Annotated in this window: 15 protein-coding genes and 1 pseudogene; 11 read left to right on the forward strand and 5 right to left on the reverse strand. The window is 48.5% G+C overall.

Features of this window, described 5'->3' with window-relative positions; all coding sequences use genetic code 11:
- Positions 1–6: 6 nt before the first annotated feature.
- Positions 7–1,482, reverse strand: coding sequence for a GTP-binding protein (locus tag HCG48_RS04930; protein WP_168568159.1), 1,476 nt, complete (start codon positions 1,480–1,482; stop codon positions 7–9).
- A 343-nt stretch (positions 1,483–1,825) separates the two neighbouring features.
- Here HCG48_RS04930 and HCG48_RS26780 point away from each other — a divergent pair.
- Positions 1,826–2,893: pseudogene (locus HCG48_RS26780) on the forward strand (RNA-guided endonuclease InsQ/TnpB family protein).
- 126 nt (positions 2,894–3,019) lie between these two features.
- Here the strand turns inward: HCG48_RS26780 and HCG48_RS04940 are convergent.
- A complete protein-coding gene (locus HCG48_RS04940; protein ID WP_168568160.1) occupies positions 3,020–4,312 on the reverse strand; it encodes a Sll1247 family protein in 1,293 nt (430 codons plus the stop codon).
- A 685-nt stretch (positions 4,313–4,997) separates the two neighbouring features.
- Here HCG48_RS04940 and HCG48_RS04945 point away from each other — a divergent pair.
- Entirely contained in the window at positions 4,998–6,395 is a 1,398-nt protein-coding gene (locus HCG48_RS04945; protein ID WP_246259910.1) for a UDP-N-acetylmuramoyl-tripeptide--D-alanyl-D-alanine ligase, read from the forward strand.
- Positions 6,396–6,482: 87 nt separating this feature from the next.
- On the opposite strand, the gene HCG48_RS25820 is transcribed toward HCG48_RS04945, so the two are convergent.
- The 3 genes from HCG48_RS25820 to HCG48_RS25830 form a co-directional block, all read right to left on the reverse strand.
- Positions 6,483–6,755 (reverse strand): RNA-guided endonuclease InsQ/TnpB family protein, encoded by a 273-nt coding sequence (locus HCG48_RS25820; protein ID WP_246259911.1) that lies wholly within the window; start codon positions 6,753–6,755, stop codon positions 6,483–6,485.
- A gap of 54 nt (positions 6,756–6,809) precedes the next feature.
- Complete coding sequence (locus HCG48_RS25825; RefSeq protein ID WP_320415785.1) at positions 6,810–7,043, reverse strand: transposase; 234 nt, start codon at positions 7,041–7,043, stop codon at positions 6,810–6,812.
- A 131-nt stretch (positions 7,044–7,174) separates the two neighbouring features.
- Positions 7,175–7,561, reverse strand: coding sequence for a helix-turn-helix domain-containing protein (locus HCG48_RS25830; protein WP_246259913.1), 387 nt, complete (start codon positions 7,559–7,561; stop codon positions 7,175–7,177).
- A 345-nt stretch (positions 7,562–7,906) separates the two neighbouring features.
- Between HCG48_RS25830 and HCG48_RS04955 the strand changes: the two genes are divergently transcribed.
- From HCG48_RS04955 to HCG48_RS04995, 9 genes are all read left to right on the forward strand, one after another.
- Positions 7,907–8,068: a 3'-5' exonuclease family protein gene (locus tag HCG48_RS04955; protein WP_246259914.1), complete on the forward strand. Its 162-nt coding sequence runs from the start codon at positions 7,907–7,909 to the stop codon at positions 8,066–8,068.
- Positions 8,069–8,266: 198 nt separating this feature from the next.
- Positions 8,267–9,400 (forward strand): ABC transporter ATP-binding protein, encoded by a 1,134-nt coding sequence (locus HCG48_RS04960; RefSeq protein ID WP_168568161.1) that lies wholly within the window; start codon positions 8,267–8,269, stop codon positions 9,398–9,400.
- A gap of 206 nt (positions 9,401–9,606) precedes the next feature.
- Positions 9,607–10,740: an ABC transporter substrate-binding protein gene (locus HCG48_RS04965; RefSeq protein ID WP_168568162.1), complete on the forward strand. Its 1,134-nt coding sequence runs from the start codon at positions 9,607–9,609 to the stop codon at positions 10,738–10,740.
- Positions 10,741–10,894: 154 nt separating this feature from the next.
- Positions 10,895–11,809 carry an ABC transporter permease gene (locus HCG48_RS04970; RefSeq protein ID WP_168568163.1) on the forward strand — a complete coding sequence of 305 codons (915 nt, stop codon included), beginning with the start codon at positions 10,895–10,897 and terminating at the stop codon, positions 11,807–11,809.
- Between the two features lie 134 nt (positions 11,810–11,943).
- Positions 11,944–12,792, forward strand: a complete 849-nt coding sequence (locus tag HCG48_RS04975) for an ABC transporter permease (protein WP_168568164.1) — start codon at positions 11,944–11,946, stop codon at positions 12,790–12,792.
- A 412-nt stretch (positions 12,793–13,204) separates the two neighbouring features.
- Positions 13,205–13,609, forward strand: coding sequence for an IS607 family transposase (locus tag HCG48_RS04980; RefSeq protein ID WP_246260082.1), 405 nt, complete (start codon positions 13,205–13,207; stop codon positions 13,607–13,609).
- A 44-nt stretch (positions 13,610–13,653) separates the two neighbouring features.
- Positions 13,654–14,940 carry an RNA-guided endonuclease InsQ/TnpB family protein gene (locus tag HCG48_RS04985; RefSeq protein WP_320415773.1) on the forward strand — a complete coding sequence of 429 codons (1,287 nt, stop codon included), beginning with the start codon at positions 13,654–13,656 and terminating at the stop codon, positions 14,938–14,940.
- A 223-nt stretch (positions 14,941–15,163) separates the two neighbouring features.
- Complete coding sequence (locus HCG48_RS04990; RefSeq protein WP_168568166.1) at positions 15,164–15,505, forward strand: type II toxin-antitoxin system PrlF family antitoxin; 342 nt, start codon at positions 15,164–15,166, stop codon at positions 15,503–15,505.
- Between the two features lie 2 nt (positions 15,506–15,507).
- On the forward strand, positions 15,508–16,020 hold the full coding sequence (locus HCG48_RS04995) for a type II toxin-antitoxin system YhaV family toxin (RefSeq protein WP_168568167.1): 513 nt from the start codon (positions 15,508–15,510) through the stop codon (positions 16,018–16,020).
- Positions 16,021–16,032: the final 12 nt, after the last annotated feature.

Here is a 16,032-nt window from a genome sequence, read left to right on the forward strand (position 1 = left end):
GTTTCTTCAGCCCCGGCGAGCTGATAATTTCTCTCGCAACTCCTCCTTGATGCGACCCATAATCGAGGTTTCGTCCAAGGAGGCAATAATTCGACTGACGACCGCTTTCGGGCCGTCATTGCCCCAAGAGGCCCCATTGGCCAGGTACGCTTTAGTGACCTGGCCAATGCCATAGGAAGAAAAACCCGCCACGCTGCCCTGAGTGAGCGCCACGGACAGATAAGGCACCAGGGCCGCCCCTCCCGTTCCCACAGTCGCCGCCCCCAACAATCCTTTGAGCGAAGACAGTCCCAAGGTGGCGAGCAGTTCGCTGGCGCCGATCCCGCCCATGCCGATCGCGATTTTTTGCAGCAGATCGACCGCCCCGGTTTGGGTCATGGGAATGCCGTAGAGTCGCGACAAGGTCAGGATCGTGGCGACGTCGATCGCCGCCCCACTGAGCACGTCCACCACGGTGAGGGGGTTGAGGGCGATCGCCAACGCTTTCGTCATGACCGCATTCCAGATAATCCGATTGGCACTGCGATCGCGGATTTGCATTTTGCGCTCGACGATCTGCTCGTTGACCGTCCCGGCGTACAGTAACGTATTGAGGGCGACCAGCGACTTGCCCTCGCGATCGAGAATTTCGAGAATTTTGAGCTTTAAGGCGTCTACTTGCGGCGCACCCCGCTTCATCTGCACCGTCCGAGTCCCGTCAGGACGGCGGATGGCTTCAGCCGTTAAGGGGGCGGCAGCCGCCATGACGATTTCTTCCGGGGACAGCAACTCTTTCACCCGTTCGTCGCGGATTTTCTCGTAAATGGCGAGGGCGTCGGCTTCGGGATATTGGTCGATTTTGTTAAAAACGAGCAAGATCGGTTTGCCCGCTTCGCGCAGTTGGGAGAGGGCGTCGTATTCGACTTTGGTTAAATCTCCGGCGATCGCGAATAAGATTAAATCCGCACTGGCGGCCACTTCCCGGGCAAGGGCTTCTCGGGTGTCCCCGTCTACTTCGTCGATTCCGGGGGTGTCGATCAGTTCGACGAGGGCGTTGCCACTGGTGGCGGTGAGGGTCACTTGGGCAATTTCGCCGTCGCCTCCCGCCAAGGGGGCGCGATCGATCCGCCAGTTCGCCCCTTGGGCGCTTTGGGTGACCCCGTGTAACGGTCCGGTCTCGAATAGGTTCTGACCGAGTAAGGCGTTCAAAAGCGAAGATTTTCCCCGTCCCACCATGCCGAACGCGGCAATTTGAACGATACTCTCTTCTAATTTATCGAGCATCGTCCCCAAACTCTCGATTTCGCCTTCTAATCCGGCTCGTTCTTCCGGGGTGAGGTCGAGGGTCGCCAACAGGTGGCGCAGGGAGTCTTTCGCTTGTTTGTAGTTGAGATCTTCTTGGATGTCGGCAAAGGTGAAGATCGCTTCGTCGAGTTGGCGATCGAGATCGGCGCGATCGCCGTCGGTGTCGGGTCGTGCAGGATGGGAACCTGGCGGATTCATGAAATCGAGCAACTCAGAGGGTTAAAAACAGGGTTTAAATTTCTACCTAAAGTTTCTTGAAATTACTCACTTTTTATGCTCAAATAAAGATTTGAGTGAGTTTAGAAGGACTGAAGCCGCAAAAATCGCGGATTTCACCATCTCCATTGTTTTCTGCTCGTCTTTATGGTAGCTCAACTTGGCCGAACAAAAAGAGGCTTGAGGAGTTAAAAAAAGTCAGTGAAAGGCTTTAAGACCAAACTATAGCAATCCTAAATGATTTGTAACCTATGTAGGGAGCAAGATGCTCCCACTCCCAGGGGTTTCAGGTGGATCGCCCTGACTCGACTGATTTAGGAATGCTATAGACTTAAATAACCGACAACGAACGTTGATGGCGAAACACGCAGGAGTCGCTCGACACCCTTGGAATTGGGGACTCGCTACCTGTAAGGAAATATTAGAAGCCGGAGGTAAACTGCCAACCGCCATAGACTTACACAAAAGATTAGTCGCCGAGGTAAAAAGTCGGAATCCTTGGTACTATGAAGTTTCCAAATGTAGCCCTCAAGAAGCGTTGCGTCACCTCAATAAAGCGTTTAAGCGAGTTGGGCAAGTCAAAGGAACAGGTTTACCCAAGTTTAAAAAAAAGAATCTCAAAGAGAGTTTTTACCTGGAAGGAAGCATTAAAATTTCCGGTGATTGGGTGAAGCTACCTCGGATCGGTTGGGTAAAAAGCCACGAACAGTTACCGCTAGTCCATCCCAAAAACGTCACCATAAGTAAACGAGCAGGGGACTGGTATATTGCCTTCAAAATTGATTTTGAACCATCCCCCCAACCCCCCTTTGAAAGGGGGGCGAAGGGGGGATAGAGAGCGGATTGGGGTAGATGTAGGAATTAAAAGGCCACCCTGAGCGATGGTAAAACCTATCCCAATCCGAAAGCTTATCGTCAGGCCAAGAAAAAACTAGCCAAACTCCAGAAAGAATTAAGCCGCCGTCAAAAAGGAGGTAAAAACCGAGAAAAAACACAACTCAAGTTAGCTAAAGCCCACCGATGCATCGCCGATATTAGAGCCGACCATCTACACAAGTTAACAACTTACTTAGCCAAAAACCACGGCGAAGTAAAAATTGAAGACTTAAATGTGTCAGGGATGCTCAAAAATCACAAGCTGGCTGGTGCGATTGCGGATGGTGGGTTTGATGAGTTCCGTCGTCAGCTTGAGTATAAATGCGAGTGGTATGGGAGCAAACTAACGCTGATTGACCCGTGGTATCCCAGTTCGCAGATCTGTTCTAGCTGCGGACACCGACAAACAATGCCCCTGGACCGAAGACAGTATGATTGTCCGAACTGTCATGTCTCCATAGATCGTGACTTAAATGCGGCAATTAATGTAGAAAACGCGGAGAGCTCAGCCGTGTAAGCAAGCGTGATGGAAAGGTCTTGGAAGATCCAAGCTAGGAACTAAACATCAAATGATTAAGTTTGAGTAAGTTTTAGAGAGCGGTCTGTTTCTATCCTAATTCAGACCATCGCGATCGCGTCCGCATCACGCGATTTGGCTGATGAAGGACAGATCCACCGCGCCGAAGTTGGTACTGAGGGCGACGTTGAGATTTTCGAGCATTTTAATCAACCATTGGATCGCGTCGTCGGTGGAGTCTTCGTAATGGTTGAACAGAATCGAGAATTTTTTCTCTAAATACGGTTTGACTTTACGACACAACAGCACGATTTTGAGCAACAGTCCGGTGGTGGCGATCGGGCCGATGTTGGAGATTAAGTCGATGAAAACGAAGTGATTCGGACGCTGCACGCTTTCGACCACCAGGAAGTTGAGCAGTTGGCTACAGGTTCTCACGATTAAGAAATCGCTGACTTTCTGCTCGTTACTTTGAGGGAGTGTCCCTTTGAGTTGTTTGCTCAAACGTTCGTTAAACAGCCGTTTTCCGTAATCGGAACGGGTCGTCGTCACTAGATAATCGTAGAGTTCGGCTTTGAATTCGCCGTAACTTTGGACTTCGCTGCTGTGGGTGATGAAGCTGTGCGCTAAATCGCGGTAAGTATAACCGCATTCGGCTTTACCCACAAACTGCTTGAGGGAGTGATACAGTTCGCGATCGCTCAATAAGGTGGGATTGGCGATCGGTTTCAAAATTCTGCGGGCTTTATCTAAGCCACTCTGACGGGCTAATTGGGCTCGCCGGACTTGGTAGGTCACGTATTGCGACAGGTGCAGTTCAAATTGCCGTTGCTGTTGCGCTTGAATTTTGCGAACGGTTTGTTGATGTTCGTAAGAACTGCGATCGCTGAGCAAACAATGACTGTACAGATAAGGATAACGGCGAATGTAAGTCCCGAGGGGGCGCTTTTCGTTCTCTTCGATTTCGTTTTCGGAATCGTCTACGACTCGCGCCAGTCTCTGTAAGGTCAAGTAATGCTCGCTATTACTGAACTCTCTGACTAATTCTTGCAGCCGCGCCGCCCGTCTCGATTGATAGTAAGGCTGCGAAAATTTTAAGCTGGAACTTTCAAATAAACTAACCAGTTGCGGAATCGCTTTTTGATGTTGGCTGTTGGTCTGCCAGCGATTAATTAAAATATGGCAGCAACGATTGAGGATATATTGAAACTCTTCTTGGGCTTCTTTGGAATTGACCAAGCGATCGAGCAGGGCGGCGATTTCCGTATCGGGATAGCCCGTCCCATCGATAAATAATGCTTTAAAACGTTCGGTCAACCGATCGGGGGTTTCTGTCCGAACGCAGGAGAGCAGGTGATCGTACAGTCGCTGCTCTTCAGGGGTATTTCTTCGGTTAAACGGATCGCTTCGGTAATTCATTCTCTATGACCCCCGCCCACGGAATAGGGTTACGTCTGAAAGGATTTTGGTTAAATCAACTTGAAATATGCGAATGCAGTTCACTCACCCATGACTACCGAACCGGGAAAAGTTCGATCTTTGTACGACACGACAGGATTTTTATGATATGGCTTTATCTATGACCCTCTCAAATGCTTCCTGAATGGATATCATTTGAATGAGGAGGGTAGTCGCCGGACTATTTTCAGTCCGGGGAGATTTTGGCTATAATCAGTCAAAGTTCTACTTAATAGCCTAACTGTCAAAGGTATTCCTTTGCGCGTTTTTTTTCTAAAGACTTAGTAAAGCATAGTTGCGTAACTCCCAATTTTTCTTTAAAGATTTAGTAAATCTTTGGCGAGTTTCCCCACGGTGGGGGGCGATCGCCTCGGGCATTGCTGCAACAGTTTGGCGCTCTGAGAGGAGCGACGATCCTTTGGAGTCGCCGAGGGTAAAGCGCCTGCTTTCGAGACCGCCCCCGTCGCCAAGGCCGAGAATTGCCCAGCATAAGAAAAGAGTTTAAGTTTAAATCTTTATTCTACCCCAGGAGAAAGACGATCGGGATGGCCACAGCTCCGATCTGAGGGAAAAAGCGATCCTGGGCAGACTGTCCCGGCCACGCAATTGAGATAATACAATCGAATTCGATTGGAGTGTGATTGGAATGGGTGGCCAGATGGGCGATTTTTTGAGTGTGAGTGAATTGGTCGCCGCGACCGGAGGAATCGCGAACAGTCTCGATTCGGGGCTGTTGGGGCGATCGCCGCACGGGATCGTCACCGATACGCGCGGTTTGCACGGCGGCGAGGTCTTTCTCGCCTTACGCGGAGAGCACTTTGACGGTCACGACTTCGTAGAAACTGCATTGACGAAGGGGGCGATCGCCGCGATCGTCGAGAACTCGTGGACGGGAGGGGATCCGCAATGGCCGACGATCGCCGTCAACGATACCTTAGAAGCCTATCAGGCGATCGCCCGGGAGTGGCGCGATCGTTTTAGTATTCCCGTGGTCGGCGTCACCGGATCCGTCGGCAAAACCACCACCAAAGAACTGATTGCCGCCGTTTTAGCAGCCTGTAGCGGCGCTCAAGTCCTCAAAACCGAGCGCAACTACAACAACGAGATCGGCGTTCCCCAAACCCTGTTACAACTGCAAGCGACCCACCAGTACGCCGTCATCGAAATGGCGATGCGCGCTTCGGGAGAAATCGCCTTACTCACTCAAATTGCGCGCCCGACGATCGCCGTGATTACCAACGTCGGTACCGCTCATATCGAACGTCTGGGGTCGGAAGCGGCGATCGCCCGGGCCAAATGCGAACTGCTCGAACACCTGCGCCCGGACGGGATCGCCATCCTCAATCACGATAACGCCCGCTTGCTCGACACCGCAGCCCAAGTGTGGTGCGGACGAACCGTGACCTACGGCTTAGACGGGGGCGACGTGCGCGGCGAACTGCTAGACCCGCAAACCTTGCTCGTCAACGGTCGGCGCATCCCCTTGCCCCTTCCCGGTCGTCACAACGCCCTCAATACCCTCGCCGCCTTCACCGTCGCCCAAGTCTTGGGAGCGAACCTGGAAGCGTTAGAAAAAGGGATCGCCGTGGAATTGCCCGAAGGGCGATCGCGCCGCTACGAAATCGGCGACGATATCGCGATTTTAGACGAAAGTTACAATGCCGGGGTCGAATCCATGGGTGCGGCTCTCGAACTGCTCGCCCAAACCCCCGGTCGCCGCAAAATTGCCGTTTTAGGCACCATGAAAGAACTGGGAGAGCGATCGGCTCAATTTCACGAACGAGTCGGTCAAATCGCCCGTCAAGTCCAGCTCGATGCCTTATTTATTTTTGCCGAAGCCACCGAAGCCCAAGCGATGGCGGCGGGGGCGATCGGATTGCCACTTGTAGAAATTTTAGATCCGGACGCAGCCGACGCCCACGACCATTTAGCGCGACGGGTGCGCGAGTTCGCCCAACCGGGCGATCGCATCTTGTTCAAAGCCTCTCACGCCATGCGCCTCGATCTCGCGATCGCCCAACTGACAGCCACTCAAACTCCATAATTTCCGCTCTCTAAAACTTACTCAAACTTAATCATTTGATGTTTAGTTCCTAGCTTGGATCTTCCAAGACCTTTCCATCACGCTTGCTTACACGGCTGAGCTCTCCGCGTTTTCTACATTAATTGCCGCATTTAAGTCACGATCTATGGAGACATGACAGTTCGGACAGTCATACTGTCTTTTGTCCAGGGGCATTGTTTGTTGGTGTCCGCAGTTAGAGCAGATCTGCGAACTGGAATACCACGGGTCAATCAATGTTAATTTGCTCCCATACCACTCGCATTTATACTCAAGCTGACGACGGAACTGATCAAACCCACCATCCGCAATCGCACCAGCCAGCTTGTGATTTTTGAGCATTCCTGACACATTTAAGTCTTCAATTTCCCCTTTCCCCTTTCCCCTTTCCCCTTTTCACTTTTCACTTTTTACTTCGCCGTGGTTTTTGACTAAGTAAGTTGTTAACTTGTGTAGATGGTCGGCTCTAATATCGGCGATGCATCGGTGGGCTTTAGCTAACTTGAGTTTAGTTTTTTCTCGGTTTTTACCTCCTTTTTGACGGTGGCTTAGTTCTTTCTGGAGTTTGGCTAGTTTTTTCCTGGCCTGACGATAAGCTTTCGGATTGGGATAGATTTTACTATCGCTCAGGGTGGCCTTTTAATTCCTACATCTATCCCAATCCGCTCCCTATCCCCTCTTCGCCCCCCTTTCAAAGGGGGGTTGGGGGGATGGTTCAAAATCAATTTTGAAGGCAATATACCAGTCTCCTGCTCGTTTACTTATAATGACGTTTTAGGATGGACTAGCGGTAACTGTTCGTGGCTTTTTACCCAACCGATCCGAGGTAGCTTCACCCAATCACCGGAAACTTTAATGCTTCCTTCCAGGTAAAAACTCTCTTTGAGATTCTTTTTTTTAAACTTGGGGAAACCTGTTCCGTTGACTTGCCCAACTCGCTTAAACGCTTTATTGAGGTGACGCAATGCTTCTTGAGGGCTACATTTGGAGACTTCATAGTACCCAGGATTCTGACTTTTTACCTCGGCGACTAATTTTTTGTGTAAGTCTATGGCGGTTGGCAGTTTACCTCCGGCTTCTAATATTTCCTTACAGGTAGCGAGTCCCCAATTCCAAGGGTGTCGAGCGACTCCTGCATGTTTCGCCATCAACGTTCGTTGTCGGTTATTTAAGTCTATAGCATTCCTAAATCAGTCGAGTCAGGGCGATCCACCTGAAACCCCTGGGAGTGGGAGCATCTTGCTCCCTACATAGGTTACAAATCATTTAGGATTGCTATAGTTTGGTCTTAAAGCCTTTCACTGACTTTTTTTAACTCCTCAACCCTCTTTTTGTTCGGCTAACTTCAGGTACCATAAAGACGAGTAGAAAACAATGGAGATGGTGAAATCCGCGATTTTTGCGGCTTCAGTCCTTCTAAACTTACTCAAATCTTTGTTTAAGCATAAAAAGTGAGTAAGGTTAAGAAACTTTAGGGAGAAATTTAAACCCTGTTGTTAACCCTCTTGGGCTGGAGCGCCCCGGTAGGCATGGATGAAGCCCTCCAACGGCTGAGCCTCCCTTTGGAAGGAACCCACCATCGCGGCGGGGACGATGCCTGGAATATTGCGAAAGTTGCCTCAAAGTTAATGCAAGCCATTCGATCGCCCTTTTGATGGCGGATCGATTCCGCACACCAGGGCGATCGATCTCCCGAGGTGGCAAGTCAATCGGTCTGGAGTTCCAGCCAACGGAGGAATCGGCACGGCTGCAAGGGGAAATCCAAGAGAAAGCTTACGAAAGCTAAATTCGACGGATAGAATAAACCCAAGTCAGATCCAACCACAGAGGGGCATCATCGCCTGCAAAGAGCCATGACGTTTCAGACTGCTACCCACACCGGAGAAAATACGAGCGATCGCGATGGCATCTTGGATGTCGAATTACGCAAAGTTTTTAAAGTCTTCGATGGCGAAACAGCCGTGCGCGGCGTCGATCTCGATATCCAACAAGGAGAATTTTTTAGCATTCTCGGGCCGTCTGGCTGCGGGAAAACCACGACGTTACGCTTGATCGGAGGATTTGAAACCCCTTCGGCGGGAGAAGTGATGATTCGCGGCAAGTCGATGAATCAGGTTCCTCCCTACCGCCGTCCCGTCAATACGGTATTTCAGAGCTACGCCCTGTTCAACCACATGAGCATTGCCGAAAATATCGCCTTCGGCTTGCGCATCGGACGCCAAAGTAAAGCGGAAATCGAACAGCGCGTTAAAGATGCCTTGCGCTTGGTGAAAATGGAGTCATTCGCCAATCGTTTTCCCTCCCAGCTTTCCGGCGGTCAACAGCAACGGGTAGCCCTGGCGCGGGCGCTGGTCAACCGTCCGGCGGTGGTCTTACTCGACGAACCGCTAGGGGCGTTGGACTTGAAATTACGCAAGGAAATGCAGGTCGAACTGTCCAATTTACATCGGGATTTGGGCTTGACCTTCGTGATGGTCACTCACGATCAAGAAGAAGCCTTGAGTTTGTCCGATCGCATCGCCGTCATGCACGAGGGCAAAATCGAGCAAATTGGCACGCCTAGCGCCATCTACGAACGTCCCCGAAGCGCTTTCGTTGCGGATTTTATCGGCGAAACGAATTTATTAGCCGGACGGATTGAAACAACAAACTCCACCACGTTACAAATTCGTACCACGAGCGGTTTGAAAATCACCGTGGAATTAGACGATCCGTGGCAGGGGAACGGGAGTTCGGTGGTGGTCAGCGTCCGACCGGAGAAAATTAATTTGAGTTTGTCGCCAATTGAAGACGAGGGGAATTGTTTTGAAGGACGGCTAAAAAATATTATGTATTTGGGGGCGCACGTCCATTATTTGGTGGAGTTGACGGGCGGCGATCGCCTCACCGTGCTACAGCGCAATAGTAACGATCCTTTACCTTCTACAGAAACCCCCATTTACATTCAATGGCTGCCGGAGGACAGTATCGCCTTAAGCCACGGTTAATTGAAACGCCTGGGGTCTGCACGACCGGAGAACTCGGCCCGACTCTCGCGTTTCAACAATTGGTACGCTACTGTTAGTAGGCGAAAGGCTAATCAAACCGAAAATTCGCTTCGAGCGGGTTTGCCGTTGAGTCTAGCTCGGACGAAAGTCATCCGCTCTGAGTAACCCTTCTTCCCTATTCTGTTAACAAGCAATTAAAGACGATAGTGCCTCCCACTGTTCTCAATTCACATCGCCCTTCCCAATTGACCCGAGGCGGGGGAACGCGACGTCAGTTCCTCAAGGCGTCCTCGGCGGCGCTTTCTGGATTGGCGCTTTCGAGTTGTGGTTGGACGTTGGCCAACGTCCAACCGACCGCGCCGACGGATCCGAATAAACTGTATATCTATACCTGGGCGGGCTACACCGATGACGAGCTTCTAGAGCGATTTCGCGAAAGAACGGGCATCAGTGTAGTGGCTGACGTGTTTTCCGATAATGATTCGATGCTCGCCAGAATCCAGGCGGGAGGGGGTGGGTCTTATAGCATCATTTACCCGTCGGATTACATGGTCAATAAGATGGCGGGGTTGAATTTACTGACGGAACTCGATCGCGATCGCCTCGTCGGTCTCGACCGCCTGTTTCCCCGCTTTCAAGATCCCCTCTACGACCCGGGAAATCGTTACAGCGTGCCGATTAGTTGGGGAACCACGGGTCTGGTCTACAATGCCAAAAAATTAAACCCCCCTCCCGAAGATTGGGATTATTTATGGGAACACCGCAATAAATTATCCCGGCGGATTACATTAATCAACGACGTGCGCGAGGTGATGGGCGCGTCGTTGCGGAGTTTGGGCTATTCTTACAATTCCACCGATGCCGACGAGATTCGCGCGGCTTACGAACATTTGGCCGACCTCAAACCCGCGATCGCCTCGTTTACCACCGATGCCTGGCGCCCGCAAATTCTCACCGGAGACCTGCTCGCGGCGATGTGCTTTTCGGCAGATGCCAGTTTGGTCATGGAAGAAAACCCGGATTTAGACTATGTTTTACCCAAAAGTGGCTCTTCCATTTGGGGCGATACTTTAGTCATTCCCCAATTTGCACCGAATCCAGATGCGGCTTATCAATGGATTAATTTTATGCTCGAACCGGATGTCGCCGCGTCGATGACCGAACGGTTGAGTTTTGCCACCCCCAATCGAGCCGCGTTCCAACAACTCCCCGAGGAAATTCGCAACAACCCGACTCTGTTTCCTCCCGAGGAAGCGCTCGAAAAAAGCGAAAGTATCCAACCTGTGGGCAAAGCGGCGGAGATTTACGATCTTTACTGGACGCGGTTGACGAGTAGTTAATGGGATTAAAACTCTTGGATTCAAATCGTTGGAGCCGAGGGTTGGGGCCGAGGTTTGGGGCCGAGGTTTGGGGCGATCGATCGCCCCAAAATCTAAAATCTAAAATCTAAAATCTAAAATTTAACATCTAACATCTAACATTCGGGGTAAATTTGTGGCTGTGTCTTCTAAACCGTCTCCACCAACACCTTCGGGTTCGAGGTCTGAAGGAGGAATCGATCGCCTCTCGGCTAAACTACTCGGCCCTCTGGTCTTATTAGGCCCACCGGGGATTTGGCTGGCATTGTTATTGGTGATTCCCACCCTAGTCATTTTCGAGTTGAGTTTAGTTCCCGATATTCGTCCGGGAGATTTGGTCATTCCTTCGGGATTGGATAATTATTTCCGAGTGTTCGAGCCACTCAACTTGCAAGTGATCGGGCGATCGCTGTTTTTCGCCACGGGAACTACCCTATTTTGTTTGTTACTCGGATTTCCCGTGGCCTACTGGATTGCGTTACTGTCCCCGCGACGGTGGCGCAATTTAATTTTACTCGCCTTCGTTTTGCCCTTGTGGACTTCTTCTCTGTTGCGCTCTTACGCTTGGATTACGATTTTGCGGCGGACTGGAGTGTTAAATTCGATCGTCACTAGCATCGGCTTACCGCCGATTAATATTCTCAATACCAGTAATGCGGTGATCGTCGGCATGACTTACAGTTTTTTGCCGTACATGGTATTGATTCTCTATGCATCGTTGGAAAAACTCGATCGCCGACTGCTCGAAGCGGCTGCGGATTTGGGCGCCAATCCCGTGCAAGCCTTTTGGAAAGTGACGGTCCCGCAATGTTTCACGGGAATTGCGGCGGGTTCGTTGCTCGTATTTATCAGTGGGTTGGGGGATTTTGTCAATCCGGAGCTCCTCGGTGGGGCGTCGAGTATGACCGTTTCTCGGTTGATTTACAACCAATTTCTGGGAGCTACCCAAAATTGGGGCTTTGGGTCGGCTTTGAGTATGGTATTGATTTTATTCGTCAGCGTGGCGATCGCCTTGTTAATTCGATTTGGAGAAGCGAAGCCGAAAACTTGATGGTTTTTAGTCGTTGCGACCGAAGCCGATCGCTTTTACAGTTCGCAACCGCCACCGCGACAACCTTCAGGGGGGCGATCGTTCGAGCTTGCTATAGTGATCCCGTGAATCTACCAAATGGAGAAGTTTCGCCGATGATAGAGACACCGATCGAGTTACAGGAGGAAATGCCCGAAGATATGTTGCAGCGTAAACCTAAATTTCGCGTCTCCTGGCAATTCGTCTTTGCCGGAGTCATGTTTTTATTCATGTATCTGCCAATTTTGGTGCTGACGGTTTACAGTTTCAATGCCTCGGCGTACAGCGCCAGTTGGGAAGGCTTTACCTTCGAGTGGTATCTCAAATTGTTGACCGACGGACGGGTTTTACGCGCGCTGCAAAATAGCCTGACGGTTGCCTTTTGTGCGGTGTTTCTTTCGGCCATTCTCGGCACGTTAATGGCGGTCGGTTTAGCTCGCTATCGCTTTCCGGGAAAAAGTTTATATATCGGGGTTTCTTACCTGCCGATGATTATTCCCGATATCGCGATCGCCGTCGCTACTTTGGTGTTTTTAGCGGCGGTTCACATTCGTTTGAGCGTCTGGACGATCGTTGCCGCTCATATCGTCTTTTGTTTGGCTTATATTGCTTTAGTTGTCGCTACCCGCTTGGCTGATTTAGACCCCCATTTAGAAGAAGCAGCTCTCGATTTAGGGGCGACGCCAGTAGAAGCCTTTTTTAAGGTGTTATTACCGCAATTGATGCCGGGAATTATTTCCGGATGTCTCCTCGCTTTCGTCCTCAGCATGGACGATTTTTTAATTGCCAGTTTTACCTCGGGTAGTGGCGCGACGACTTTACCGTTAGAAATTTTCAGTCGGATTAGAACGGGGGTGAAACCGGATATTAATGCGTTGAGTGCGCTGTTAATTATCGGGTCGGGGGCGATCGCTTTCGCCGGAGAATTTTTAGCCCGTAAAAGTGAACGGAAAAAATTTCAGTAGCGGTCGAGCATTTAAGTTGGATGCGGCGATCGCGAGCCTCTTCGTCGTACTTGGAGCGAATGATTTATACATTACGAAGGGGGCGCCGATTTCGGCGATCGCACTAAAATCACACTAAAAACGACTTTAGAGCTGCTAGATTGCTGTTTGTCTGCTTTTTGTATACAAATGCCACAGAGCAAACCCATTAATTGACCGATGTTGCTGGAAAAGGGGGCGATCGCCTTCGCCGGAGGATTTTTATGCGTTATACAATTTTCAAAAATAATGAGAGAGATCGAGGGGTTAGAAAAATAGTATTGTAAAGTTTAACTGAATAAATAGTCAAGTATAGTCATTCCTGTTAAGATATAACCATGAAACTCTCAGACTATGCCAAAAAAGCCGGGGTGAGTTATCAAACGGAGTGGAGATGGTGGCAAAAAGGTCATCTAACGGGCTATCAACTTCGGGAACAATTATCATTACCGAAGAAGGGAAGAAGAAAACCGAGAGAATGGCCTGTATTTATGCCAGAGTCTCTAGTGCAGAAAATAAAGATCACCTTGAGCGACAAGCGGAACGGTTAAAAGATTATGCTATTGCCAGAGGCTATCAAATTTATAAAGTCGTCAAAGAAATTGGCAGTGGTTTAAATGATAATCGTCCAAAATTGGCTAAGGTTTTAACCGATTCCCATTACGATATATTGATAGTGGAGCATAAAGACCGTTTGGCGAGGTTTGGGACAAATCACCTTGAGATCCGGTTAAAAGAGAGGGAAAAAACCGTTGAGATTGTCAATCATAGCGAGGATAAACAAGATGAATTGATGTAAGATTTAATTGCTATCATTACTTCATTCTGTTCTCGTCTTTATGGATGAAGACGCTCGAAACGGAAAACCGAAAAAATCATTGCCGAATTAAAGGAACGCTAGTGAAATTAGTCGAAAGACATATAATCAAAAAAGGTCATAGGTTTTGGGATGAGATAGATGAGTTATCATGGCATTCCAAAAATCTCTACAATGCGGCTAATTATCTAATCCGTCAAAACTTTATTTATGGTCATGGTTACTTGAACTATAACCGGATGGATAAATTAATGCAGAAGACGGAGCAATATCGCGCTTTACCAGCTAAAGTCTCTCAACAGGTGTTACGAGGATTAGACAAAAACTGGCAATCCTTTTTTGCCGCCAATCAAGCCTACAAAGTCAACAAGGAGAAGTTTTTAGTCAACCCGAAAATCCCCAAATATAAAAACACTCAGAAAGGTCGTCAATTATTGGTGTACGTGAAACAGGCTCTAAGTAAAGTGGCTTTAAAAAAAGGTAAAATCAAATGCTCAAAAACCCAAATAGAGTTGGAGACTTCTGTAGCCGAAAAAGTAGTGGAGGTGAGAATCGTTCCTCGATGCGATTGTTATATCATTGAGGTCATTTATGAAGAAGTAGAACCAACATTAAAATCCAATGAATGGGTCGCTAGTGTGGATTTAGGTGTAGATGTTTTAATGGCTGTAACTTCTAATCAACCGGACTTTGTTCCTCTGTTGATAAATGGCAGACCCTTAAAAAGCCTGAATCAATTCTACAATAAACGAAAAGCCTTTCTCCAATCCCAATTAAAAGGAAATCGACCCACCTCTAAGAGAATCCAGCGTCTGACTCGATGCCGAAATCAAAAAGTGGAGAACTATCTCCATCGAGCCAGCCGTTATCTGGTCAATCTACTCGTTAACCGAAATATCACCACCTTAGTGATTGGCAAAAATGGAGGTTGGAAACAAAATGCCAAGATGGGGAAAGTGAACAACCAAAAATTTGTGGGGATTCCTTTCAACCGTCTGATTGAAATGTTGACTTATAAATGTCAATTAGTAGGGATTAAAGTGGTTCTAACTGAAGAGAGTTATACGAGTCAGTCGAACTTTTTCAACTTAGATCCGCTTCCGGTTTATGGAGAAACGGTAAAAGTTCCTAAGTTGACGGGAAAAAGAATTAAAAGAGGTCTTTACCGGACTGATACAGGATTCTTGTGTCAAGCGGATATCTTAGGCTCCTATAATATCTTAAGAAAAGCATTCCCAAATGCCTTTATGGGCTATGGGATAGAGAGGTGCGTAGTTCACCCAAGGAGAATTAATCTCTCGAAGCCAAAATGAAGGGGATTTTTGAAATAGAATCCATGTCTTGTTTATATCTGACTATATTTTGGTTAACTATAACCCCCGCTCTTACGACAATACGTTATCGAAAATCGGCTCTAATTCTCCCCTCGACGATTAGCCCTACATACCAGCGAGTTCGGCGTTTCCGTTCGCCTCTTGCCAAAGTAATGCAAATGCATTATCTTCGGAATAGATTCGATCGCGGTTAGAGGTTCCTATGTCTCTAGAACAAATTCGACACCCAACATCTAAGTTAACCGCTCGTTATCAGACCACAGTTCCTCTAGTTGTTCGCGAACTTCTGGGTTTACAGAAAAACGACACCATCGAGTACATTATTCAACCCGACGGTCAAATCCTGATTTCTCGTGCAGTAGAGAATGAGTCTGAGGAAAGCGATCCTGCATTGGAAAGCTTCTTAAGTTTTTTAGAACGGGACATTAAAGATCGACCGGAACACATTCAACCTGTCACCTCTAAGTTAGTCGATCGCGCGCGAGCTTTGGTTGCCGATCTTGATGTCAATCTTGACGAATCTCTTTCAGAGGAGGATGAATAAATTTGCCAACCGATGACGAACCTTTGGTGATTCATGGCTGGACAATATTTGCTCACCCTCTGTTTCTGGTGCAGTTTGAAGAGCTTTTGATGCAGGTCGAACAGTTACGTCAAAAGTACCCTTCCGACGATCAAAAGAAAAATGCAACTAAACGGTTGGCAGCGATCGCTCGTTTGGCGTTCGATAAAATTCCCCAAAATCCAGGCGATCGCTGTTATTACCAAGGGAATACCCTAGGGAAAGTACACCGACATTGGTTTAGAGCAAAGTTTTTTCAGGAATACCGACTATTTTTTAGATACCATCAAGATAGTAAAATTATTGTCTATACCTGGGTAAATGACGAAGGATCTAAGCGAGCTTATAAGAGTAAGACAGATGCTTATGAAACGTTTAAAAAAATGCTAGAAATAAACAACCCTCCTAGGAATTGGGATGAATTACTCGAACAGGCAAAGGAGAGTAACGATCGCTTAAAAGAAAGTTTAAAAGAAAGTTTCGATCTAGACCAATAATTTGAGATTGAA

Origin of the sequence: Oxynema aestuarii AP17, from assembly GCF_012295525.1 — a bacterium.
Lineage (GTDB): Bacteria > Cyanobacteriota > Cyanobacteriia > Cyanobacteriales > Laspinemataceae > Oxynema > Oxynema aestuarii.

Excerpts from the sequence above, each read along its gene's own strand:
- HCG48_RS04930 (WP_168568159.1), bottom strand. The coding sequence starts at position 1,482 with ATGAATCCGCCAGGTTCCCATCCTGCACGACCCGACACCGACGGCGAT.
- HCG48_RS04940 (WP_168568160.1), bottom strand. The coding sequence starts at position 4,312 with ATGAATTACCGAAGCGATCCGTTTAACCGAAGAAATACCCCTGAAGAG.
- HCG48_RS04945 (WP_246259910.1), top strand. The coding sequence starts at position 4,998 with ATGGGTGGCCAGATGGGCGATTTTTTGAGTGTGAGTGAATTGGTCGCC.
- HCG48_RS25820 (WP_246259911.1), bottom strand. The coding sequence starts at position 6,755 with ATGCTCAAAAATCACAAGCTGGCTGGTGCGATTGCGGATGGTGGGTTT.
- HCG48_RS25830 (WP_246259913.1), bottom strand. The coding sequence starts at position 7,561 with ATGGCGAAACATGCAGGAGTCGCTCGACACCCTTGGAATTGGGGACTC.
- HCG48_RS04960 (WP_168568161.1), top strand. The coding sequence starts at position 8,267 with ATGACGTTTCAGACTGCTACCCACACCGGAGAAAATACGAGCGATCGC.
- HCG48_RS04975 (WP_168568164.1), top strand. The coding sequence starts at position 11,944 with ATGATAGAGACACCGATCGAGTTACAGGAGGAAATGCCCGAAGATATG.
- HCG48_RS04980 (WP_246260082.1), top strand. The coding sequence starts at position 13,205 with ATGGTGGCAAAAAGGTCATCTAACGGGCTATCAACTTCGGGAACAATT.
- HCG48_RS04985 (WP_320415773.1), top strand. The coding sequence starts at position 13,654 with ATGAAGACGCTCGAAACGGAAAACCGAAAAAATCATTGCCGAATTAAA.
- HCG48_RS04990 (WP_168568166.1), top strand. The coding sequence starts at position 15,164 with ATGTCTCTAGAACAAATTCGACACCCAACATCTAAGTTAACCGCTCGT.